The sequence below is a fragment of the Pseudomonas alkylphenolica genome (genome assembly GCF_000746525.1).
Taxonomy (GTDB): domain Bacteria; phylum Pseudomonadota; class Gammaproteobacteria; order Pseudomonadales; family Pseudomonadaceae; genus Aquipseudomonas; species Aquipseudomonas alkylphenolica.
Map to the genome: position 1 here is coordinate 3,506,389 of NZ_CP009048.1, position 23,226 is coordinate 3,529,614.

Here is a 23,226-nt window from a genome sequence, read left to right on the forward strand (position 1 = left end):
GGAAGGATTGGCGATGAACGCGATGATGCCCTCCCGTCTGCTTCTGGCAGGCCTGTGCGTAGCCTGTGCCAGTGCCGTGTCGGCCGGCCAGAGCCTGGAGCAGATCCGCTACGCGCTGTACAAGGACCCCAGCGCCAATGTCAGTAGCGACCTGCGCCTGCTGTCCGATCGTGGCGACCTGGCCTCCAAGCTGCTTCTCGGCGATGTCCTGGCCAACACCGACGGCGCCAGCCGTCAGGAAGTACTCGGCCTGTACAAGGAAGCATTCGCTGACGGCCGTGGGCAGATTCCGGCGCTGGCCTCGCTGGCACGTCTGCTTGATCGCACCCCGAGCCTGCAAAAAGGCCAGCGTGATTGGGTAGCCCAGGCCTTGACGCGCTATCCGGCAACCCTCGACCCGCGCAATGCCAGCACCACCTTGGAGGTGTTTCTGGTCTACCCGCAACTGGTCTCCAACGACCAGGCGCAGCACCTGCTGGCGCTGTACCAGCAATCGTGCCTGCTCAACTGCCGCCCCGAGCTGTACCGTGCAGTGCTGGCTGAACGCCAGGGCGATCGGCAGACCGCCGAGCACTGGTACCAGCAAGCAGTGCGCGTGGATGTGCGGGCCATCGATCGCTACTACCGCTTCCTCGGTGAAGACCAGGACCGCGCCTTCCCGGCCTTCGCCCGTAGCCTCGAAGCCCAGCGGCCAACCCTGGCGGTGGAGATCGTGCACCGCATCGGCTCGCTGCTTGACAGCATCAACAGCGTGCAGCGCGCCGACCTGGAAAGCGACCGTCAGGAGCGCCAGGTACGCGCCATGGGCACTGCCCAGGTGCAACCTGACGCCGCGCAGCTGGCCCGGGAAAAAGCGCGCAGCGACGAACTGGAGCTGGCTCGGGCCGAGGCCCTGCGCTGGCGTGACCATGCTGTCGAGCGCGGCTATGTACCGGCGATAGCGTCCAAGGCCAGCTACATGATCTCCGACCCCACCGCGCATAACGCGGAAGAGACCCAGGCCCTGATCAACCAGGTGCAAGCCCATGAGCCGACCCGCGCCAAGGCCCTGCAAGCCTCGTTCTATATGGTCAACAACTGGTTAACCCTGGACCCGCAAAAAGCCCGCGCGCTGATTGATGAACTGATCGCCAGCCACTACCCCGATGCCCAGTTGCTGCTCGCCGACTACTACAGCAAGGGCGTAGAGGATGAGCCGGACCAGGACAAGGCCCTGCAGATTTTCCAGGCCCAGGCCCAGGCCGGCTCAACCACGGCCTGGTACCGCATGGCCACCCTGCACGCCTATGGCCGGGCCATCTGCCATGACCCGGTCAAGGCCTACACCTATGCCCAGGTGGCGCTTGAACTGGGCGAAAGTGGTGCCCGCAGCCTGATCAAACGCCTGGAAAAGACCCTGAAAAAGGATGACATCGACCGTGCCCTGGCGGCGCGCGCCGATCTGTTGAAGGAGGCAACCCTGTGAAAGCGCATCACTCCCTGTTCGGTGCCCTGCTGGCCCTGACACCGCTGTACCCGGCCATGGCCGCCGAAGAAATCACCGGCCCCGAAGCAGACAGCAACGAACCGGTGCGGGTGCTGCCCAGCGACGGCAGTGCGCCGGTGATCACCTCGGAGTTCTTCAACAAACTGACCGTGCAGACCGGCTACGGCCCGGAAAACTCCGAGGTCGGCCGCAGCCGCGAGATGTTCTACAGCCTGCGCTACGAGCCATCGTTTGCCTGGTACTCGCCGGAAAAGCGCTGGGCCAAGTGGATGGTCTATGGCCGCCTGTGGCTGAACTATGACTCCAGCCAGTCGATCAGCACGCAGAACGAGAACAGCAACAGCTTCGACCGCGAACAGCCTGAAGGCTGGTACGCCGAACTGCGCGAGCTGTACGTCAAACGCAACCTGCTCGGCGATGACCCGCGCTTCTCGCTGTCGGTCGGCCGCCAACGCTACTTCGATGACTACGGCATCTGGTGGGACGACAGCCTGGAGTCGCTGCGCTTCAACTACAACGACACCTTCTCCCGTGGCTTTTTTGCCGTGGGGCAGAAGTTCTACAACTACAACAGCGACGTCAACAGCCTGGCCGACAGCGAAGAACGCACCACCTACCTGATGGGTGAATACGCCTACCGCTGGAGCGAGCGCAACTGGGCCGGCGTGCGCCTGATGCACGAGAATGACCACAGCGGCCACGACCCGGAAGATCGCTACGACTTCAAGGGCATGCGCTACGGGCTGTTCTTCAAGGCCGATGACCTGGATGTCAGCCCGCTGTTCAGTGACTACCACCTGGAGCTGGCCGGTCTCGATGGCAAGGTCGACAACACCGATGGCAACGGCACCACCAGCACCGGCAACAATGCCAGCGGCTGGGCAGCCCTGGGCGAGATCGGCAAGCGCTTTCACGACCTGCCCTGGACGCCACGGGTAGCTTTGCGTGGCGGCCTGACCGACAAGCCAAGCAACGAAAACGACGGCTTTCGCCTCAATGCCATCCAGTCCGACCGCATCACCCGCCAGGGCAGCTACAGCACGCGCCTGACCAGTTCCTTCGTCAGTCTCGACCTGCGCAACCTGAGCTACTACGGTATCAGCCTGGAAACCAACCCGACCCCGCGCAGTGCCCTCGACCTGCGCGTGACCGACCTGAAACTGCGCGATGCCGACGGCACCCTGCCAGTGCGCATCGACGGTGACCAGCGCAGCGAACGCAACCGCGCCATTGCCCAGGGCAACCACGGTGGCGGCAAGGATGTCGGGCAAATGTACGACCTCAATTACTACTGGAAGATGTTTCCCGTGGCCATCGACGGCAAGCACCTGGACGTCAACGCCCTGGTCAGCGCCAGCTACCTCAATGCCGGCAACGCCCTGGACAGCGGTGATGACTACCAGCTGAGTGTCGGCGTGGTGATCAGCTACTAAGGACGGACCCTCCGATGATCTTCGCCTCCAACGTCTTTCTGTTCCTCTACCTGCCGTTGTTCCTGGCCGTGTACTTCCTCGCCCGGCCGCAGTGGCGCTCGACCGTGATCGTTGCTGCCAGCTACATCTTCTATGCCTGGTGGCGGCCGGACTTTTTGCTGCTGTTTGTCGCCATCACCTACTGGAACTACTGGTTCGGCCTGCGCATCAAGGCGCGCCTGGATGCCGGCGACAAACGCTGGGCCCTGCGCCTGCTGTGGATCGGTATCGTCGGCAACCTGTCGACCCTGGGCTACTTCAAATACGCCAACTTTGGCGCCGAAGTGCTCGCCGCCCTGCTCGCGCCGCTGGGTATCAACACCTGGAGCCTGGAGACCATCTTCCTGCCGCTGGGCATCTCCTTCTATGTGTTCCACGCCCTGAGTTACATCGTCGACATCTACCGCAAGGACGCCACGCCAACCAACAACTTCATCGACTTCGCCGCCTTCGTTGCTCTGTTCCCGCACCTGGTCGCCGGCCCGATCCTGCGTTACAGCCAGCTGGCGCCGCAGCTGCGCCAGCGCACCCACTCCCTGGAGCTGTTTTCCCTGGGCGTGTGTCGTTTCATGCTCGGCTTCATCATGAAGGTGCTGATCGCCGACCAGCTGGCACCGATCAACGTGCTGTTCATCAGCGAAGGCACCCTGCAGCTCAGCGACGCCTGGTTCGGCCTGGTGGTCTCGACCCTGCAGCTGTACTTCGACTTCGCCGGCTACAGCCATATGGCCCTGGGCCTGGCGTTGATGATGGGCTTCCGTTTTCCGGAGAACTTCAACCAGCCCTACGTCTCGCAGAGCATCACCGAGTTCTGGGCTCGCTGGCACATGACCCTGGCGCATTTCCTGCGCGACTACGTGTACATGCCGCTGGTGCGCAAACGGGTGGCCGGGGCACTGCCGGCACTGGTCTACACCATGCTGCTGTCGGGGCTGTGGCACGGCGCAAGCTTCGCCTTCATCTTCTGGGGTCTGTTCTTTGGCCTGGGGATGGTCATCGAACGCAAATACAACCTGGCGACCAAGATCACCACGCCCTACCACCTGGGACGCAACCTGCGCACCTTCGTGCTGATCATCCTGAGCATGCCGCTGTTCTTCACCAACGACCTGCGTCACAGCCTGGACATCTACCAGGCGCTGTTCGGCTTCAACGGCCTGGGCTCGCTGGACCTGTACGTGCTCGGAGCCTCGAAGATGGCCATGTCGTTTGCCGCCGTCGCCCTGTGCTGGCTGGTGCTGGCCGGCAGCAACAACGTGCGCTACTACGCCGGCAATAAAGAGCAGTACTTCATGCGTCATGTCGGTGGCCTCAAGGCCGTGCTGCTGTGGGCCGGTTTCGCCCTGGCGCTGAGCAGCCTGGCAGCGAACTCCTTTTCACCCTTTCTGTACTTCCAGTTCTAGGAGACGGCCATGTACCCGGTCATGAGTTCGGCGAGCAAGGTCAACGGCATCCTCTTTGGCGTAGTGCTGGCAGGGATGTTCGTCTATTCCCTGCCGCCAGTGTTCAGCTTCGCCAAAAGCCAGAGCGATGCCTGGAACCTGTTTGTCGATGGCAAGTTGCTGCGCAAATTCGAGCAGGTCTACGACAAGCGCTTCTTCCTGCGCGAACCCTCGGTTGAACTGTGGGCCAACGCCCAGTACCACTTGTTCGACGAAGGCACCAAAGGCGTGGTGCTGGGCAAGGACGGCTGGCTGTACACCAACCAGGAGTACCGCGTACCGAACAACCTGCAAGCCAACCTGGAAGGCCAGCTGGCGCAAATCGCCGAGGTCGAGCAAAAGCTCAAGGCGCATAACAAACGCCTGATCCTGCTGCCGCTGCCGATGAAGGTGGATGTCTATGGCGCCCACACCGAGCGTGCGGTCGATCCGCGGGCGATCAGCCTGTACGACCGCTTCATTGCCGGCCTGCAGGCGCAGAAAACCGAGGTCACGCCCGTGCGTTCGGCCTTCCTGTACAACAGCGCCGGCCCGGAACTGTTCCTTAAATCCGACACCCACTGGAGCCCGGAAGGCGCGCGGCTGACGGCCTATGAACTGGCCCGTCAGCGCCCTGACCTGCTCGGCGATGAGCGCTACGTGTCACACAAGGTCGCGGAAAAAACCGTCAAGGGCGACCTGATGAACTACATCCAGTTCAATCACGCCCAACTGGCCCCGCAGTTCGGCCCCAGCCAGATCGCCCTGTACGAAACCCTCAAGGCCGAACAGAACACTGACGCGTTGTTCGCCGACGAACAGCAGAGCCTGCTGCTGGTCGGCACCAGCTACAGCAAGATCGACGACTGGAACTTCACCGGTTTTCTCAAAGAGGCGCTCAACCGCGACCTGCTCAGTGTCGCGGTGGAAGCCCGCGGCCCGTTCGAGGCGATGAACCAGTTCCTCGCCAGCGACGACCTCAAGAACCCGCAGATCGACACGGTGATCTGGGAGTTCCCGCTGCGCACCCTGCTCGCCCACCGCCTGGGCTCTCTGAGCCGTCCCGGCCAGACCCAGCATTTCTGACACTTTCAAGGAGATCGACATGAACCGTTCGCTCAAGCACCTGCTCACCGCCAGCGCCTTGTTGCTGGTCAGCACCCAAGGCGTGGCCGCCGAAGGCAACGCCGACCTGTACGACGCCGTGGCCCCGGCCGACTCCGCCTTTGTGCGGGTGCTCAACCTGTCCGAGAGCAACATCGACGTGACTCTGAGCGGCAAGGTCAACCCGCAGCGGGTCGCCGCCGGACAACTGAGTGGCTACCGTTTCACCCCGGCCGGTAACCACAAGATCGCCGTCGGTGCCAAGGCCATCGAGCCACAGCTCAAGGCCAATGCCGCGAGCACCGTGGTCTATGACGGCAACACGCTGACGCTGATTGCCGACAAGTACGTCAACGAGCCGAAAAAAGCGCAGATCGCCTTCTACAACCTGACCCCGGCCAAGGTCGCGCTGAAAACCGTCGATGGCAAGAGTGTGGTGGTCGACACCCTGGGCAAGGACCAGACCGGTAGCCGCATGGTCAACGAAATCAAGATCGGTTTTGCCGCCTATGACCAGCAGCAGAAAATCGCCCAGTTCGACGAACTGTTCCTCAAGAAAGGCCGTTCCTATAGCTACGTACTGCTGCCTCAGGGCAACGGCTATCGCAGCATGAGCCTGGCCAACAGCATCGACCCGAGCGAGTGAGCGGCGCCATGAAAAGCCTATTCGCCCTTGGCCTGGCCGTTACCGGCGCGCTGTTCAGCGTGCACGGCGCGGCCGCCGACAGCAACCCGGCCACCTGCAAAGGCCTGGAGTGCCTGATGTGCCCCGGCTTGAGCAATCCCCAGCACTATGCCGAAGGGCGCATGAAGCTGATGCGCGAAATCGTGCCGGGCAAGGATCGCTGGCTGTTTCGCTCGGCGGTCGACCTGACCAACGACTTCGGCATCCCGGCGCCGATGCGCCCGGAGTTCGCACGCCTGATGGACACCTTCCATCGTCAGGGTATCCAGGTGGCCATGGCCATCCAGCCAACCCGCGGCCTGATGCACCGCGACAAGCTGTACGCCGACAAACTGCATGGTTTCGACTTCGCCCGCGCCAGCGGCAACCTGAGCAGTTATCTGCAACAACTGCGCAACGGCGGTGCCATCGTCGCACCGATGATGCAGGTGGTGCAGAACCCGCCCGAGGGCGAGTTCTTCTTCCGCCGCGATCACCACTGGACGCCGGCGGGCGCTGAAGCCACCGCCCGCCTGGTGGCCGAGGAAGTACGCCGTCAGCCGTTCTATGCCTCATTGGACAAGAAGCAGTACCGCACCGAGCCTGGGGTGATGGTGCCCAAAGACGGCACCCTGAACCTGGCGCTGAGCTATATCTGCGGCAACAACTACGGTTTCCAGTACGTGCGTGGCTACCAGACCATCCCCGCGGACCAGGGCGCCGATGCCTTGTTCGACGACGCGCCGGATCCGCAGGTGATCCTGGTCGGCGACAGTAACGCCGCCGCCCGGGAAGACGAGAGCAAGCAGTTCAACTTCGACGGCTACCTCAAGCAGTTCCTCGACGTCGACATTCTCAACTACGCCCTGCCCGGCGTCGGCCAGGACGGCTCGTTACTCGAATACCTGCTGTCGGAGAACTACAAGCCCAAGGCGCCGCCCAAGCTGATCATCTGGGAGTTGCCGGCCAACTACCAGCTGGAATCCGAGCTGATGTACCGCCAGCTGATTCCAGCGATCAAGGGCGGCTGCCCGGTGTCCACCGAGGTCATGACCAACCGCCTGCAGCGTCCGGCGCTGAAGGTCAACGAGCGTATCGAACTGCTCAGTAACGCAGGCCAAGCGCGCAAGGCGGTGAACGCTGGCTTCCTCGACATCCGCATCAGCGACAAGAACGTCAAGGATTTCTACGTGATCGTCTATTACGACAACGGCGCGCGCGACAAGGTCTGGTTCCGCCGCGAGGCGGTGGTCACCGGTGGTCAGTACTACCTGGAACTGAGCCGCGCCAAGGAGTTTGCCGGGGCCAATCTGCTCTCGGTGTTCATGGAGCCGACCAAGCCCGGCAGCGCTGCTACCCAGGTGGAAACCCGACTATGCCTGTGAAGACCTGGAGCGCACTGGCCCTGGGTCTGTGCGCCAGCCTGCAACTGAGCCACAGCCTGGCGGCCAGCTCGATCTGGCCGCCACGTGCCACTGCGCAGTCGGCGATGATCGCCGACTACCGCACCCTGCAGTGCAGCAAGGGGCCACCCGCGCCCTATACCGGCAGCTTGCAGATGCAGAGCAAGTACGACCAGCGCGATTCCAGCAAGTCGACCCTGCGCAGCAGTCCCGATGCCAACAGCGCAAAGATCGGTAAGCAGGTCAAACAGTTTATCGGCGGCTTGATCTATGCCAGCAAGCGTTTCCAGCGGGCGAAAACGCCCCAGCAAGCGAACATGGCCCTGGCCTGCCAGGACCAGTGGCTGCAACGCTGGGCCGAAGCCCAGGCCCTGCTCAGCGCCGACGCCAGCAGCACCGGCATGGCCGCGCGCAAGTGGGCGGTGGCGGCGATGGCCTCGACCTTGCTGATGACCCAGGCCGCCAGCGACGGCAAATTGCAGCTGTCGGCGCAGCAGCGCGACTGGTTCAGGCAGTTGGGCGAACGCATCATTGCCGAGTACCAGCCGCGCCGGGCGCAAGGTTTTGCCTGGTTCAACAACCATGACTACTGGGCCGCTTGGGCGGTAGCCGCAACCGGCATGTTGATCGGGCGTGACGACTTCATCCAGTGGGCCGACGGCAACCTGCGCCTTGGCCTGCAACAGGCGGTCAAGGCCCGCGATGGCAGCTATGCCTACCTGCCGCTGGAAGTCGCCCGCGGCAAACTGGCCGCCACCTATAGCCAATACGCCCTGGTGCCGCTGGTGTTGCTGGCCGAGTCGGCGCGGGTCAATGGCTTGCCCTGGAGCGCGCAAGACCAGCAGACCCTGGAACTGCTGGGCAATTTCGCCGCACGCAGCATCCTCGATCCCGACGAACTGCCCGAGCTCAAGGGGCAATCGCAGATCACCGTAGCGCCTTACAAGCTGGCCTGGCTGATCCCCTTCCTGCAGCGCGCACCAGACCATCGCCTGGCTCGCCAGCTGTACGACAGCGAAGACGGCGACGTCGACAACTACAGCCAGATTGGCGGCCCGCTCAAGCCGCTGTACCCCAAACTGCCGTAACCCAAGGACGAATCGCCATGGCCATGCGCCCTCTTTCCCTTTGCTGCCTCGCCGCCCTGCTCTGCGCAGGCACGGCCCAGGCGGCAAGCCAAAGCCTGCCACAGCAGCAGTCGCTGAGCGTGATCAGCAACAGCGAACATCAGGCACAGTTGCAACAGCTGCAACAACAGACTGCCCAGGCCGTGCAGTTGCAGGTCACGGAACGCCCGCGTCCGGCCGGGCGTGCCAGTGTCAGCCTGCAACCGATGTTTTCCTCGCAGAGCGGCAGCTGGCCGTTCGAACCGTTCGTCAATAATGGCCTGTTCCGCGCCATTGCCGGCTACCAGGCACATCACCCGCAGGCGGTACTGATTCATGGCGGCAGCATCACTCTGGGGCAACTGCACGACGCGCTGAACAACCCGCGGATCCTCAAGCCCTACAAGGACGGCTACCTGCTCAGCTATCCACTGATGATCGGCAGTGATGGCGGTCTGGTGCTGGAAGGCACCAGCCTGTACCTGTACAGCTACTCGGGCACGGCGCTGATCAACCAGGGCTGGCTGGGCCTGAACCAGTCACGCCTGGAAAGTGTCGCCGGCGACAAACCGGGCAGCACCGACCGTGCCTGGCGCCCGTTCGTGGTGGCCTGGGCCGGCAGCCATACCCAGATCATCGGCTCGACCCTTGCACGCCTGGGTTACAACGCCAACCTGTCCCGTGGCCTGAGCACCGCCCTGAGCAGCCAGCAAGCGCCGGGCACGGCCCAGGCTACGCTGATCGTGCGTAACAGCCAGTTCAACGAGCTGTCCAGCGCCGTCGAGTTGCAACACACGCAAGCGCAGATCAACGACAGTCGTTTCGAGCAGTCACAGCAGTACGCCATCGACGTACGCGACAGCCAGGTCAACCTGGTCAACAACCAACTGCGCGGCATCGACAACAACAGTGGCATCCGCCTGCGCGGACAGACGGTGGCACGGGTCGAGCGCAACCTGATCCTCGGCGCGCACAAGGCCGCCATCGAAATCAGCGAGCAGCGCGGCGCCCTGCTGCTCAGCGCCAACCTGATCGGCGACAGCCGCGGCAACGGCCTGCAACTGCGCAACCTGGCACCCAACGCCCAGGCGCCCCTGCTGATCGAGGACAACCTGATCGGCAACAGCCAGGGCAGCGCCGTGGATGCCAGCGAAGTGAGCGGCGCAATCCTGGTCAATAACCGTATCGGCAACACCCCGGAATATGCCATCAGCCTGCGTAATGCCGCGCCATTGGCAGGTCCACTGACCCTCAGTGGCAACACCCTGGGCAAGGCAGGCAAGGCAGTGGTACGGGTCGAAGGACTGCAGCAGGTGGTGCTCGGGCGCAATCGCTTCGAAGGCAAACCGCTGTTGCAGAACCTGTTGATCGGTGACCTGCTGACCATTCAGGGGCCGCTGCTCGACGCCACCCAGCGCCAGGAGCACGTGGTGCGCGTCAACCGGAACGGTAGTCAATAGTCCGCTGCATGCGCACGAAGCATTCATCCTCGCCCATTGCTTGAAACCCCCGGCGCTGGTACAGGGCCTGCGCCGGGTTGCTTTTGAACACTGTCAGACGTATCAGCGGTAAACGCCGCTCGGCAGCCCAGCCGGCCAGGTGCTCCAATACCTGGGTACCGATGCCGCGCCCACGGGCATTCTCGAGCAGATGCAATTCGCGGATGTACAGGGCCTGGCGGTCCTGGCTGAGGCTGCAAAAGCCCAGCACCGTATCGCTTTCGACGATCAACCATTGTTCACGCCAGTTCCAGGCCTGATCGAAGGCTTCTTCGATCCACAGCAGGTCGAACTCGTGGTAGTAACGCAGCATGGCGCGACGGGTCAGGTCGCGGGCGAAGGCACAGTGCTGGTCGGTGGCGGGGATGAGTTGCAAGGGCAGGTCCCTGAATGAGTTGTTCAAAACAACGGTGGGAGCGGGCTTGCCCCGCGATGCAATGTGACTGAGAAAATGCAATCGCGGGGCAAGCCCGCTCCCACCGAGAAGTCTTCAGCACCAACTAGGGTTTGATTTCCCCGGCATAGCACACCGGCGAACTCATCGGCCCCTGCCGGTCCAGCTCATCTTCCAGCCACTGGGCCAGTACCAGGGCATTGTTGTGTTCGGTGTCTTTACCTGCATAAAGCAGGGTCAGATCGCCCTTCCCGGCCATCCCAAGCAGTGACCACCAATGCTCGGGCCGCGCCGCCAGCTCCTGACGATAGCGCTCGGCAAAGCCGGCAAAATCCACTTCGCCTTTATGGAAGGCCTGACGCAATACAGTCGACGGCGCCACCTCAGGCAACCATAGCGCCTGTAGCTGCTCCTTGCGCTTGTTACGTGGCCACAAGCGGTCGACCAGCACACGCTGGCCATCTTCGGCCGCCACGGGGTCATAAACACGCTTGCAGCGAATCATCGGCACCTCGTCATTATTTTGTATCAGCCTAGACCTTTCATTGATCGGGATCAGGTCGGTTTCGCTCTTATCTTCTAAGCTTGCCGCCTGAGGTAACCAACCCGGAGTCATCATGACTACCCCGACGCTGGCCAGCAGTCCATCGCTTGCCACAACCGACCCACGACCGCAGCTGAACCACAAGCCCGGTCGCGGTACCCTGATCCTGTTCTTCGGCCTGTTGCTGGCCGGTCTGCTTTACACAGCCTGGAGCCTGGCGCACGACATCGATGCCAGCGGCACGGTGGTCACCACCTGGACGCCCTTCCTGTTGCTCGGGGTGGCGCTGGTGATCGCCCTGGGCTTCGAATTCGTCAATGGCTTTCACGATACCGCCAACGCCGTAGCCACAGTGATCTACACCCATTCCCTACCCGCCTCGGTGGCGGTGGTCTGGTCCGGTTTCTTCAACTTCCTCGGGGTACTGCTGTCCAGCGGTGCCGTGGCTTTTGGGATCATCGCCCTGTTGCCGGTAGAACTGATTCTCAAGGTTGGCTCCTCGGCCGGCTTTGCCATGGTCTTCGCCTTGTTGCTATCGGCGATCATCTGGAACCTGGGCACCTGGTGGCTGGGCCTTCCGGCCTCCTCCTCGCACACATTGATTGGTTCGATCATTGGCGTCGGCGTGGCCAATGCACTGATGCATGGCCGCGATGGCACCAGCGGTGTGGACTGGGCCCAGGCCAGCAAGGTGGGCTATTCGCTGCTGTTGTCACCGCTGGTCGGTTTTGCCTGTGCGGCGCTGTTGTTGCTGGTGCTGCGTCATCTGGTCAAACGCCGCGATCTGTACCAGGCCCCCGTCGGCAATACGCCGCCGCCCTGGTGGATCCGCGGTTTGCTGATCCTGACCTGCACCGGGGTGTCGTTTGCCCACGGCTCCAACGATGGCCAGAAAGGCATGGGCCTGATCATGCTGATTCTGGTCGGCACCCTGCCGATGGCTTACGCCCTGAACCGCACGATGCCCGCCGAACAGTCAATGCAGTTTGCCGCAGTCGCCGAAGCTACCCAGCAGTCACTGCAGCGCGGCTCCGCGCACCTGTTGAGCGCCGATCCGAGAAAGACCCTGACCGAATTCATCCGCCAACCGGCAGCCAGCCCTGAACTGGTTCCGGCCCTCGCCGCCCTGACCAGCGCCATCGGTAGCGAAGTCGAAGGCTATGGCTCGCTGAACCGGGTACCCGCCGAGGCCATGGCCAACGTGCGTAACGACATGTACCTGACCAGCGAAACCATTCGCCTGATCGACAAGCACCAGTTGGTCCGCTTCGACAGCGACACCCAGGCCAACCTGCAACTGTTCAAGCGCCAGCTGGACGACGCCACCCGCTACATACCGCTGTGGGTGAAGATTTCCGTAGCCATCGCCCTGGGCCTGGGCACCATGGTCGGCTGGCGGCGGATTGTGGTTACGGTCGGTGAGAAGATCGGCAAAACCCACCTGACGTACGCTCAAGGGGCCTCTGCGGAGCTGGTAGCCATGTGCACCATTGGCGCGGCGGACATGTACGGCCTGCCGGTATCGACGACTCATGTGCTGTCTTCGGGGGTGGCCGGGACCATGGTTGCCAATGGCTCGGGCCTGCAGATGCGGACCATCTTCAACCTGCTGATGGCCTGGGTGCTGACATTGCCAGCGGCGATTGTGCTGGCAGGCGGGTTGTACTGGCTGTTGCGGCACGTGTTCTAACGACTACGGGCCCATCCTTCGCGGATGGGCCCGTAGTGTCTTCAGCTGCGGTCGCTGACCGCATTGCTACCGTGAGAAATGATCACTTCCACGCGGCGATTGAGTTGGCGCGACTGAGCATCGGCATTGGAAGCCACCGGAAACTCTTTGCCATAACCGGCTACCTTGACCCGCTCCGGCGCGACGCCGGCACGACGCAGCGCGTTGGCGACTGCAGCGGCACGACGCTCTGACAGCTGCTGGTTGTATGCATCGCCACCGGTGGAATCGGTAAAGCCTTCAACCCGCACCTTGCGCTCAGGGTTGGCGCGCAAGTACTCGGTCAGCTGATCCAGGTTACGCAGGCTGCCGGCCTTGAGTTCGGCACGACCGGTGTCAAACAGCACATCACCGAATGTGACCACCGCACCGCGTTCAGTCGGCTTGGCATTGAGCTGTTGCAACGCCTTGAGCTGGGCGGTGCGCACATCCAGACGCGCCTGGGTACGCTGCGCCTCGATGCCCAGCAGGCCGGCTTCGGCCTTGCGCAGGTCGATGGTCTGTTCGGCAATGGCAATTTTCTGTTTGGCCAGATAAGCCAACTGCTCGACCTGCGGTGCCTTGCGATCCTTGAGCGAGGCAAGGTCCGCCTGGCCCAAAGCGGCAAATGCCGCTTTGGTTTCCACCCCGGCCAGACGACTGGATTCAGGTTTGCTCTGCAGTGCACTGAATTGCTCGCGCGCTTCCAGCAAGCCGGCATTTTCCGGCGTGGTGCCACAGCCGCTGAGGAGCAGGCCCGCGGCAGAGACAGCGATAAACAGGTATTTGAATTGCATGGAAGCGGTCCTTATCGGCTAGGCGAAACAATGGCGTCAGGGGCTTGCAGCATTTCCTGCCTGAGCACTTCGATACCCTGCCGGGCTTCTTCGAGCTGCTGTTGGGTCCGAAGGGCCCGCGCCTTGCGTTCGGCCAGATCGGCATCGGCTTCGGCCTGCTCAGCCAGCAGACGCGCCTGGGCAAAGTCCTGCTCGCCCAGTGCGCGCTCCACTTTGTAAAGCTTGTCCTGGGCAGACTTCATTTCCACCGGGGCAAACTGCGTCGCGTCGGCGGTTACCGCGCGACTGACCGCATTGCGGGTCAACTCGACCTGCTCGGTAGGAACCGCCACACTGGCACAGCCGCCGAGTGTGGCGAACAGCGCCACCATCAGGCCGGAAACGGCGAGGTGTTTTGAGGTGCGTTTTACAGCCATAGAGAGACTCCATCACAGCGTTTAACCAGCTTTCGCACCTTTCAGGCACGCAGATGCCTCAGTTGCCCTGCAGCGCAGAGCAATAGTCAGGAGGGAACATTTGCGTACCGAGAGTGATCGTCGGCGCTACTGGCGCGCGACACACTGAAAAAGATGGGATGAGCTGAACATCGGCGACAGCCGTTTAGTTAAGACACCGCAAGAGTATGCTTACAGATAAGGCTTACAAATCGGAAACACCCTTGCCTCAAGTAGGAATCTTCTACAGCTCATGTTGGCACTGAGGGAAATCCGTAGCACCTGATCATCACTCCGCGGATCAGGAGCGGTTGCGTCATAGCGCCAAATCACTGAGCAGGGAGCGCTGCAATATCATCTTTTATCTCCTTGAGAGCGCCCACGATCGGGGCCGGTTTGGCGGCATATATTGCAGCGGCCAATAGCAACAGATCGGCTACCAGATCGATGAAAACGGTGATGCTCTGCACAGTTTTGATGGTTCGCTTTGCGGCATTGATGGTTCCGGTCACCGCCGCCTGGCTCTGCGACAGATCTGCTACCACGCAGTTGATCGCGTCGATATAAAGGCTGCTACATTGTTGTCGCAACAACACTTCGTCATTGAAGATCAATTGCGCAGCGCGTTGCTCAATCTCCTCGTCAATAATGGCTTTCATCAGCCGTTCATGGATGGCATCCGCCGTCTTGCGCAACGCCTCGGCGACCTGTTCGATTTCTTCTCTGGTTTGCAGTGCCATGGTTGTGCTCCTGGCCGATCAGGGCTTGAGGCCATCGAGTTGCTTGCGAACAGCTTTGATTTCCTTGGTCATTGCATCGATCGCCAATCGAACTTCCTTGGCCGACAGGTGATCGACATCCTCCCGCAGTCGCGCATGTCCGGCCTTGATCCTGTCCAGCGCTTGCTGGGCGGCGGCATACTCGCCGTCAACGGCTTCATATTCCTGCCGTTTGGCAGTCATGGCTTCGGTGCCCAGGCTGGCAACCAGCCACATGTTTTGCCGTTGGTAGAACGGAATTTCTGTCTCGTAACGGCCAATCACCATGCCCTTCTCATTGGCACTGGTTGCTTGCGCATAGCGCAGCACATCCTTCATTGCGCTCAACAACACCTGCAGGTCACTATCGGCCCCCGTAACCATATCCCGCACCGCTGCCTGCTGAGCAGCAGTTGTCAGTCCTTTGGCCACGGTCTTGGCCAGGGATGAATAGGCCGCCACCTGTTGCTCGTTGATCCCAAGCTCAGGATGCTTGCCGAGACTTTGCGCCAGCCCATCGAGCGATCTGGACACATTGAACGACTCATCACCCGCCAGGCGAGCCAAGGTCTGCATGTAACTGGCAACCCCATAGTTCAAATGAAGCATATCGGTCAGTTGCTTTTGCCGACGTGCGTCATTGTTGCTTGCCACAGTTCTCTGAGCAGGGGTGGTCAGAAACGGCGCTTCACGCGCAAAGGTGCTTTTATAGCGATCAATCAGTGTTGTATCGCTGGCAAACTTCGCCGACTCATTGGCGAACTCCTGAACTTCCTTGAGGTTGCTGCAACTGGCCAACACCAAGGTAATCAGAACAACACTGCATTTACGCGTGAAGGGGGCCATCGATGTAGTCCTTGCTCGGGCAAGCTGCGATTGATCGAACCACTTTGCCGACCACATTGCTGGCACCTTGATGTTAGTCCAGGCACAGGGTTTCAGCTAACTACCATCGCGTTCCCTTAACGACGTCGAAACAGCGGCCGCGGCTCGATCACCGAGCGCCCGTACAGCACACTCATCCCGGCCAGGCCCTTGAGTGCGTCCTCGGCGCACTTGTCCTCGCGCACGGCAAAACTGTCGAAACCGCACTGGCGCATATGACTCAGTTGATCACGCAGCACGTCGCCGATGGCGCGCAACTCGCCGTGCCAGCCCAGGCGAGTGCGTAACAGGTAGGCCTGGCTATAACCACGCCCATCGCGAAAGCTGGGGAAATCAATCGCAATCAGTGGCAGTTGCGCCAACCAGGGTTGCAGCGGCTCTACCTCGTCATCCGGCCCCAGCCACAGGCCATCGCGACCGCCAGGTTGCGACGCCTGACGCGCCAGCCAGAGATCAAGCGGCAGGATCAGCAAGCCATCAGGCAACGCCGATTGGCTGTCACGCACCAGCTGCCAGCCATCCTCGGCGAGCAGCTGCGGCTCGCCGTTGCGCAAGGCAATCACATTACGCATATCAGCTCCTCGGGACGCTTGGCATAGACCCGCTCTTTGAAGGGCTCCAGGCCAACCCGGCGCACGGTGTCGACAAACGGCTCGTCCAGCTCACGATAGGCGCAGTAGGTGGCGATGATCTGCTCGATGACCCGCGGGATTTCGTCGGCGCTGAACGATGGGCCGATCACCTTGCCCAAGGTGCTGTCTTTGCCCTGAGCGCCGCCGAGCGTCACCTGGTACCACTCGCTGCCGTTCTTGTCGACGCCAAGGATGCCAATGTTGCCAATGTGGTGATGGCCGCAGGCATTGATGCAGCCGGAAATGTTCAGGCTCAGCTCGCCCAGGTCATGCAGGTAGTCCAGGTCTTCGAAGCAGCGCTGGATCGACTGGGCAATGGGAATCGACTTGGCATTGGCCAGGGCACAGAAGTCGCCGCCAGGACAGGCGATGATGTCGGTGAGCATGCCGATATTGGCGGTCCCCAGGTCGCGCTCGCAGGCCAGGCGCCAGAGTGCGTGCAGGTCCTGCTTGCGAACGTCCGGAAGGATCAGGTTCTGTTCATGGGCGATACGGATTTCGCCGAAGCCGAACTGTTCGGACCAGTCCGCCACCGCTTCCATCTGTGCCGCGGTCAGGTCGCCCGGTGGCGAAGACGCCCCCGGTTTGGTCGACAGCACCACGCTGGCATAGCCAGGCACCTTGTGCGGTTTCACGCAGCAGGACACCCAGCGTGCAAACCCGTGGTCCTGGGCCAGGTGGGTTTCGTACTCGAGTTCGCTGTCGACCACACTGGCGTAGGCCGGCGGTTCGAAGGCTGCGGCCACGCGCTGGAATTCATCGATGGTCAGCTGCGCCGGACCGTCCTTGATGTGTTGCCACTCCTGCTCGACTTCCCGGGAGAAAGCCTCGATACCCAGCGCCTTGACCAGGATCTTGATCCGCGCCTTGTACTTGTTGTCGCGGCGACCATGGCGGTTGTAGACCCGCAGGATCGCTTCGACATAAGACAACAGATGCTGCCACGGCAGGCCCTCGCGGATCTGCAGACCGAGAATCGGCGTACGCCCCAGACCGCCGCCGACCATGACCCGCAAGCACATCTGGCCCTGGTCGTCGCGGTACAGGTACAGGCCGATGTCATGCATCATGATCGCCGCACGGTCTTCAACGGCCGAGCAGATGGCGATCTTGAACTTGCGTGGCAAGAACAGGAATTCCGGGTTGATGGTCGACCACTGGCGCAGGATTTCGGCGAGCGGCCGTGGGTCGAGCAGCTCATCGGCAGCGACGCCGGCGAAGGCTTCAGTGGTGATGTTGCGCACACAGTTGCCGGAGGTCTGGATGGCATGCATCTCGACCTCAGCCAGGTGCTGGAGGATGTCGGGCACCTGCTCCAGTTCGATCCAGTTGAACTGGATGTTCTGACGGGTGGTGAAATGCCCGTAGCCGCGATCATAGTCGCGGGCGATGCGCGCCAGGGTGCGCATCTGGCGGGCACCGAGGGTGCCGTAAGGAATCGCTACACGCAGCATGTAGGCGTGCTTTTGCAGGTACAGGCCGTTTTGCAGGCGCAGTGGCAGGAACTCTTCTTCACTCAGCTCGCCAGCCATGAAACGCTGCACCTGATCGCGAAACTGCGCCACGCGCTCGAACACCAGCGCACGGTCATACTCGTCATACTGATACATGGTTCGGACCTCATCACGGAGGCCCTTACTATGGCGTTGAGGTGTACTGAGTTACAGATTCAGGTTTATAGGATTTATACGGATCAGTTGAGTGTCCGGCGGCTGATATTGCCCAGATCATCCGCCCACAGCCAACGCATAAGGCCCCTCGCTCAACTGCTCCCGTAAAAACGCCACACAACTGCGCACCTTGGCCGAACTGCTTGAGCGCGCAGCCGTCACCGCCCAGACATCCGCAGGCTGGTGGTAGGCCGGCAGCACCCGCTGCAGCGAGCCATCTTCAAGGTTGCCGACCAGATCCCAGTACGAGGCCATGATGATGCCGTGCCCGTCCAGCGCCCACTGGCGGACGATATCACTGTGGTTGGCCGCCATCGGCCCGGTGACCTTGACTGTCTCGGCGCCGTTCGGACCGAGCAGGCGCCAGACCCCGAAGCGGTCATCACGGCTACGAAACAGCAGGCAGTCGTGCTGCGCCAGCTCCGCCGCCACGCGCACCGGCCCACGGCGCGCCAGGTAATCGGGGGCGGCAGCCAGCACCCGTTTGTTCTCGGCGATGCGATGGGCGATCAGGTGTTTTTCCTGGACTTCACCGACGCGAATGTCGATGTCGAAGTTCTCGCCAATCAGGTCGACCCGGCGGTCCATCAGCTCCAGCCAGATGTCCAGATTGGGATGACGCTGGCGCAGCAGCGACAGAATCGGCGCGACATGCTCGCGCCCCAGGCGCAGGCTGGTGCTGATCCGCAAGGTACCCCGCGGCTCGCTGTGTGCTGCGGACAATGACTCGAACATCGACTCGACGTTCTCGAGGATCTTCTGTGCCCAGACGAACGCCGCCTCGCCATCGCTGGTGATGCTCACCCGCCGTGTGGTGCGGTTGAACAGTTTTACCCCTAATAGCGTCTCCAGGGTGGCGATGCGCTTGCTGACATGGGCCGGCGACAGGCCAGTTTCGGTTGCTGCGGCAATGAAGCTTGAGCGCCGCGCCACTTCACAGAACAACTGAAGATCGCGCAGCAACGGCTCATTATTCGCTAGCAGCATATTCTGATTCTTCATTCTGGCCGATTATCTCCCCAGCGTTTTTTATTAGCCTCTCACAAAACCGCCGTCGCGGTCTGCCTTGCCCAACAAGAACAATGAGAGCGCCATGACTCCCCTACGCATCGCCGTCGCCGGTGCCGGCCTGATCGGTCGGCGTCATGTTGAACTGATCCAGGCCAGCAACGCCTGCCAGCTCTGTGCCCTGGTCGACCCGGCCCCGGCCGCTGCCGAACTGGCCGCAACTGTCGGGGTACCGCTGTACTCCTCTCTGACCGAACTGTTCGCCGAGCAGCGTCCGGACGGCGTGATTCTCGCCACCCCGAACCACCTGCATGTCGAAGGCGCCCTGGCCTGTGTCGAGCAAGGTGTGGCCGCGCTGATCGAAAAGCCAGTGGCCCATAGCCTGGCAGAGGGCCAGCGCCTGCTGGCCATCGCCGAGCAACGCGGGGCGCGGCTGTTGGTCGGCCACCATCGTGCCCACAGTGCGATCCTTGCCAAGGCCCGCGAGCTGATCGCCGAAGGCTTGCTCGGCAATCTGGTGGCGGTGATGGGCAGCGCGTTGTTCTACAAGCCTGATGACTATTTCGAGGCAGCCCCCTGGCGCCGCAAGGCAGGCGGCGGGCCCGTGCTGATCAACATGATTCACGAGATCGGCAACCTGCGTTCGCTGTGCGGCGAGATCGTTGCCGTGCAGGCCCAGGCCTCCAGCGCCACGCGCGGCTTTGCCGTGGAAGACAGCGTGGCGATCAGCCTGCGTTTTGCCAGTGGCGCGCTGGGCACCTTCCTGCTCTCGGACACCGCCGCCTGCGCCCGCAGCTGGGAACAAACCGCGCGGGAAAACCTCGATTACCCAAGCTATGACGACGAAGACTGCTATGTCATCGCCGGCACCCGCGGCTCGCTGTCGATTCCTACCATGCGGCTCAAATATTACGAACAACCCCAGGATCGCTCCTGGTGGACGCCTTTCGCCAGCGCCGTTGCCAGCCTGCAACACGCCGATCCACTGCAACGCCAGCTCGCGCACTTCTGCCAGGTGATCCGTGGCCAGACCCAGCCGCTGGTAACGGTACGCGACGGCCTGCGCAACCTGCAGATCGTCGACGCCATCAACCAGGCCGCGCGCAGCGGCCAGATCGTAATCACCGACACCCTCACCGGAGACCTTCAGCCATGACCACCCTGCTCGTGCTCAACGGCCCCAACCTGAACATGCTCGGCCTGCGCCAGCCCGAGGTCTATGGCCGCGAAACCCTCGCCGACGTCCAAGCCTTATGCCAACAGGCGGCCAATCGTCTGGAGCTGACCCTGGAATTCCAGCAAAGCAACCACGAAGGCCAGATGATCGACTGGATTCACCAGGCCCGTGGGCGGGTCGACGGCATCATCATCAACCCCGGCGCCTGGACCCACACCTCGGTGGCCATCCATGACGCGTTGATCGCCGCCGAAGTGCCGGTGATCGAAGTACACATCTCCAACGTGCACCGGCGTGAAGCTTTCCGCCATCACTCCTATGTCTCACTGGTGGCCAAGGCCGTGCTGGCCGGATTCGGCACTCATGGTTATGTACTGGCCATCGAGCATTTCGCCCGTGAGCTGCGACCTGCAGCAGGCCAATAACCACTGAGGGTTACTCCATCGCAGTAATGTGCGGCCAGCAACCGGCCGCGCATACTCGGTTCCAGCTCTGCACAAGGAACCGCGATGAAGATCGAACTGATACAGATTGATGGCCGCGACGGCGATACCGCCTACAACCTGCAACGCACGCTGGAGGCCATTGCCAGCTGCAAGGCCGACACCGACCTGCTGGTATTTCCGGAAACCCAGCTGATGGGCTTTGCCAGCGCCGAGCAGCTGCCGCTGGTTGCCGAACCGCTGCATGGCCCGGCCCTGCAAACGGTCCAGCAGGCGGTGCGCGAACGCGATGTGGCGGTGGTGATTGGTGTTGCCGAGCAGGCCGACGGCGTTTACTACAACACCTCGGTGCTGCTCACCCCCGAAGGCATCGCCCTGTCTTATCGCAAGACCCACCTGTGGCCGTCCGAGCGCGGGCTGTTTCAGCCCGGTGACCGCTACGCTAGCGCATGCTGGAAAGGCCTGCGCATCGGTCTGTTGATCTGCTACGACATCGAACTGCCAGAGAGCAGCCGCGCCTTGGGCCAGTTGGGTGTCGACCTGATCATCGTCAGCAACGGCAACATGGACCCCTACGGCCCGGTGCACCGTACCGCGATCATGGCCCGTGCCCAGGAAAACCAGGCCTTCGCGGTGATGGTCAATCGGGTCGGCGCAGGTGACGGTGGGCTGCTGTTCGCCGGCGGCAGCGCCGCGGTCGATCCCTTTGGCCGCGTACTGTTCGAAGCCGGTCGCGAAACGTGCCGCCAACAGATCGAGCTGGACCTCAAGCAACTGCAACTCGCCCGCCGCGACTATGACTACCTCAAAGACCGCCGCCTGCAACTGCCGGGTACGCGGATCGAGCATCCCGACGGGCGCCGCGAGCTGCTGATTCCCTAACACTGCCTGACAACAACAAGAACTCTGGAGTGTCCCCATGAAGCCGTTTCGCTGTTTACCCCTGGCCCTGGCCGCGTTGCTGTGCACTGCCGGCGTTCAGGCAGAAGAAGCTGCCACCCCCAGCGTGCACATCTACAACTGGTACGACTACATCGCGCCGAACACCACCAAGGAATTCCAGCAGGCCTCGGGCATCGCCCCGGTTTATGACGTGTTCGACAACAGCGACGTGATGCAGGGCAAGTTGATGGCCGGGCGCAGCGGCTATGACGTGGTGTTCGCCAGCGGCGACCTGCTGCCCAACCTGATCAAGGCCGGGGTACTGGCCGAGCTTGATCGCAGCCAGCTGCCCAACTTCCCCCACCTCGACCCGCAGATGCTCGCCAAACTGCAGAGCAACGACCCCGGCAACCGCTATGCCGCCCCCTACATGTGGGGCACCACCGGCATCGGTTATGACCAGGACAAGGTCAAAGCCTTGCTCGGCGAACAGGCCCCGGTGGACTCCTGGGCATTGATTTTCGACGAGGCCAACCTGGCCAAGCTGAGCGAATGCGGAGTGGCCATGCTCGATGCCCCCAACGAGATCATCCCCATCGCTCTGCACTACCTGGGCCTGCCCTACAACAGCAAGAACCCGGACGACTACCGCAAGGCCGAAGCGCTGTTACTCAAGTTGCGCCCGCATATCCGCTACTTCGACTCGTCGCGGTTCATCTCCGACCTGGCCAACGGTAATGTCTGCGTAGTACTGGGCTGGTCCGGCGGTGTATTCGAGGCCAAGCTCAGCGCGGAGAATGCCGGCAACGGCCGCCAGCTGCGCTACAGCATCCCGCGCGAAGGTGCGCCAATCTGGCTGGAGAACATGGTGCTGCTCAAGCAAGCGCCGAATCCGCAACAGGGCCTGGCGTTCATCAACTACATGCTCAAGCCCGAGGTCATCGCCGCCTCGACCAACTACCTGGGCTACCCGAATGCCAACAAGGACGCGACCGATCTGGTCGATAGCAACATCCGCGACAACCCCACGGTGTACCCGCCGCAAGCGGTGCTCGACACCCTGTTCCCGCTCGAACCCTTGCCGCTAAAGCTTGAGCGGGTGCGCACCCGGGTGTGGAGTCAGGTCAAGACCGGCAGTTGATCAGCCTCAGTCTTCCAGGGGCTTGGGCGGTGGCAGCGGCTTGGCCGGTTTGACGGGTTTAACCGGTTTGCCGTCTTTGGCCGGGGCGGTGACCGCCTGCTTCTGTTCTGCCACGGTCGGGGCGACGATGGCTTTTTCTTCGGCCGGCAAGGCGTCTACGGCGTCAAAGATCGCCTTGGGTTCAAGGGTGCCTGTGTGTGCTATTCGATGCTGTGCGCCATCCTTGCCCACCAGCACCACCGGGGTAACGACAGTGTCGGCGGCGCTGAACCTGAACTGACGGATCAACGCCATGGTCGTCTGCTGATCGAGGTCCTTGCCTTCGCGTTTGCCCATCATGCCGGCGATGCTGTACAGCACCAGGTTGCGTTCCTGGAACGCAGCCTTGGTGGCCGGGTCTTCCAGCGCCTGGTTCAAGGCACGCAGGGTCGGGTCCGCAGTACTGGGCGCAATGACAATCAACGGACGGGCCCTGTACAGATCCTGGTCCAGCGGTTTGGGATCACTGTTGTCAGCGAAGACTGGGCCGGCAACTATGGCCAGCAAGGTGGCAAAGGTCAGTGACCGTACGAGCATGCGCATCTCCTTCAAATTCCAT

Annotated in this window: 23 protein-coding genes; 13 read left to right on the forward strand and 10 right to left on the reverse strand. The window is 62.1% G+C overall.

The features are described from left to right. Positions 1–13 precede the first annotated feature (13 nt). Genes PSAKL28_RS15985 through PSAKL28_RS16020 form a run of 8 tightly spaced genes read left to right on the forward strand, consistent with a single transcriptional unit; the run spans position 14 to position 10,116 of the window. On the forward strand, positions 14–1,465 hold the full coding sequence (locus PSAKL28_RS15985; RefSeq protein WP_038612286.1) for a tetratricopeptide repeat protein: 1,452 nt from the start codon (positions 14–16) through the stop codon (positions 1,463–1,465). Further along, a complete protein-coding gene (locus PSAKL28_RS15990) occupies positions 1,462–2,919 on the forward strand; it encodes an alginate export family protein (protein WP_038612289.1) in 1,458 nt (485 codons plus the stop codon). Before PSAKL28_RS15985 ends, PSAKL28_RS15990 begins: the two co-directional genes overlap by 4 nt. A gap of 14 nt (positions 2,920–2,933) precedes the next feature. Next, on the forward strand, positions 2,934–4,361 hold the full coding sequence (locus PSAKL28_RS15995) for an MBOAT family O-acyltransferase (RefSeq protein WP_038612292.1): 1,428 nt from the start codon (positions 2,934–2,936) through the stop codon (positions 4,359–4,361). Between the two features lie 9 nt (positions 4,362–4,370). Beyond that, positions 4,371–5,465, forward strand: coding sequence for an alginate O-acetyltransferase (locus PSAKL28_RS16000; RefSeq protein WP_038612295.1), 1,095 nt, complete (start codon positions 4,371–4,373; stop codon positions 5,463–5,465). 19 nt (positions 5,466–5,484) lie between these two features. Continuing rightward, positions 5,485–6,129: an alginate O-acetyltransferase AlgF gene (locus PSAKL28_RS16005; protein WP_038612298.1), complete on the forward strand. Its 645-nt coding sequence runs from the start codon at positions 5,485–5,487 to the stop codon at positions 6,127–6,129. A gap of 8 nt (positions 6,130–6,137) precedes the next feature. Next, positions 6,138–7,532, forward strand: a complete 1,395-nt coding sequence (locus PSAKL28_RS16010) for an alginate O-acetyltransferase AlgX-related protein (protein WP_038612301.1) — start codon at positions 6,138–6,140, stop codon at positions 7,530–7,532. Then, positions 7,523–8,638 (forward strand): polysaccharide lyase, encoded by a 1,116-nt coding sequence (locus tag PSAKL28_RS16015; RefSeq protein ID WP_038612304.1) that lies wholly within the window; start codon positions 7,523–7,525, stop codon positions 8,636–8,638. Before PSAKL28_RS16010 ends, PSAKL28_RS16015 begins: the two co-directional genes overlap by 10 nt. A 17-nt stretch (positions 8,639–8,655) precedes the next feature. Then, positions 8,656–10,116: a right-handed parallel beta-helix repeat-containing protein gene (locus PSAKL28_RS16020; RefSeq protein ID WP_257011811.1), complete on the forward strand. Its 1,461-nt coding sequence runs from the start codon at positions 8,656–8,658 to the stop codon at positions 10,114–10,116. Here the strand turns inward: PSAKL28_RS16020 and PSAKL28_RS16025 are convergent. Continuing rightward, entirely contained in the window at positions 10,094–10,537 is a 444-nt protein-coding gene (locus PSAKL28_RS16025) for a GNAT family N-acetyltransferase (protein WP_038616766.1), read from the reverse strand. The genes PSAKL28_RS16020 and PSAKL28_RS16025 overlap by 23 nt on opposite strands. 118 nt (positions 10,538–10,655) lie before the next feature. Beyond that, entirely contained in the window at positions 10,656–11,054 is a 399-nt protein-coding gene (locus PSAKL28_RS16030) for a DUF488 domain-containing protein (RefSeq protein WP_038612307.1), read from the reverse strand. Positions 11,055–11,166: 112 nt separating this feature from the next. Between PSAKL28_RS16030 and PSAKL28_RS16035 the strand changes: the two genes are divergently transcribed. After that, complete coding sequence (locus PSAKL28_RS16035) at positions 11,167–12,783, forward strand: inorganic phosphate transporter (protein ID WP_038612312.1); 1,617 nt, start codon at positions 11,167–11,169, stop codon at positions 12,781–12,783. 41 nt (positions 12,784–12,824) lie between these two features. Here the strand turns inward: PSAKL28_RS16035 and PSAKL28_RS16040 are convergent, their stop codons facing one another. The 7 genes from PSAKL28_RS16040 to PSAKL28_RS16070 form a co-directional block, all read right to left on the reverse strand. Beyond that, the gene (locus PSAKL28_RS16040; protein WP_038612315.1) at positions 12,825–13,598 is read right to left on the reverse strand and encodes an OmpA family protein; all 774 of its coding nucleotides are present in this window, start codon (positions 13,596–13,598) and stop codon (positions 12,825–12,827) included. An 11-nt stretch (positions 13,599–13,609) separates the two neighbouring features. Beyond that, the gene (locus PSAKL28_RS16045) at positions 13,610–14,014 is read right to left on the reverse strand and encodes a DUF4398 domain-containing protein (protein ID WP_038612318.1); all 405 of its coding nucleotides are present in this window, start codon (positions 14,012–14,014) and stop codon (positions 13,610–13,612) included. 347 nt (positions 14,015–14,361) lie between these two features. Next, entirely contained in the window at positions 14,362–14,772 is a 411-nt protein-coding gene (locus tag PSAKL28_RS16050) for a hypothetical protein (RefSeq protein WP_038612320.1), read from the reverse strand. Positions 14,773–14,790: 18 nt separating this feature from the next. Continuing rightward, positions 14,791–15,693 carry a hypothetical protein gene (locus tag PSAKL28_RS16055; protein ID WP_157687043.1) on the reverse strand — a complete coding sequence of 301 codons (903 nt, stop codon included), beginning with the start codon at positions 15,691–15,693 and terminating at the stop codon, positions 14,791–14,793. A gap of 59 nt (positions 15,694–15,752) precedes the next feature. Further along, positions 15,753–16,247, reverse strand: coding sequence for a DUF934 domain-containing protein (locus PSAKL28_RS16060; RefSeq protein ID WP_038612326.1), 495 nt, complete (start codon positions 16,245–16,247; stop codon positions 15,753–15,755). Continuing rightward, entirely contained in the window at positions 16,235–17,917 is a 1,683-nt protein-coding gene (gene nirA, locus PSAKL28_RS16065; RefSeq protein ID WP_038612329.1) for a nitrite reductase NirA, read from the reverse strand. The genes PSAKL28_RS16060 and nirA overlap by 13 nt, the downstream gene beginning before the upstream one ends. A 117-nt stretch (positions 17,918–18,034) precedes the next feature. After that, positions 18,035–18,979, reverse strand: a complete 945-nt coding sequence (locus PSAKL28_RS16070; RefSeq protein ID WP_038612332.1) for a LysR family transcriptional regulator — start codon at positions 18,977–18,979, stop codon at positions 18,035–18,037. Between the two features lie 91 nt (positions 18,980–19,070). Here PSAKL28_RS16070 and PSAKL28_RS16075 point away from each other — a divergent pair, with 91 nt between their 5' ends. From PSAKL28_RS16075 to PSAKL28_RS16090, 4 genes are all read left to right on the forward strand, one after another. Beyond that, positions 19,071–20,141: a Gfo/Idh/MocA family protein gene (locus PSAKL28_RS16075; protein WP_038612335.1), complete on the forward strand. Its 1,071-nt coding sequence runs from the start codon at positions 19,071–19,073 to the stop codon at positions 20,139–20,141. Further along, positions 20,138–20,587, forward strand: coding sequence for a type II 3-dehydroquinate dehydratase (gene aroQ / locus PSAKL28_RS16080; RefSeq protein ID WP_038612339.1), 450 nt, complete (start codon positions 20,138–20,140; stop codon positions 20,585–20,587). Before PSAKL28_RS16075 ends, aroQ begins: the two co-directional genes overlap by 4 nt. A gap of 84 nt (positions 20,588–20,671) precedes the next feature. Continuing rightward, positions 20,672–21,487: a carbon-nitrogen hydrolase family protein gene (locus tag PSAKL28_RS16085; protein ID WP_038612342.1), complete on the forward strand. Its 816-nt coding sequence runs from the start codon at positions 20,672–20,674 to the stop codon at positions 21,485–21,487. A 37-nt stretch (positions 21,488–21,524) separates the two neighbouring features. Further along, positions 21,525–22,628, forward strand: a complete 1,104-nt coding sequence (locus PSAKL28_RS16090; RefSeq protein WP_038612345.1) for a polyamine ABC transporter substrate-binding protein — start codon at positions 21,525–21,527, stop codon at positions 22,626–22,628. A 6-nt stretch (positions 22,629–22,634) separates the two neighbouring features. Here PSAKL28_RS16090 and PSAKL28_RS16095 read toward each other — a convergent pair whose 3' ends face one another. Then, on the reverse strand, positions 22,635–23,204 hold the full coding sequence (locus PSAKL28_RS16095; protein ID WP_038612348.1) for a DUF4174 domain-containing protein: 570 nt from the start codon (positions 23,202–23,204) through the stop codon (positions 22,635–22,637). Positions 23,205–23,226: the final 22 nt, after the last annotated feature.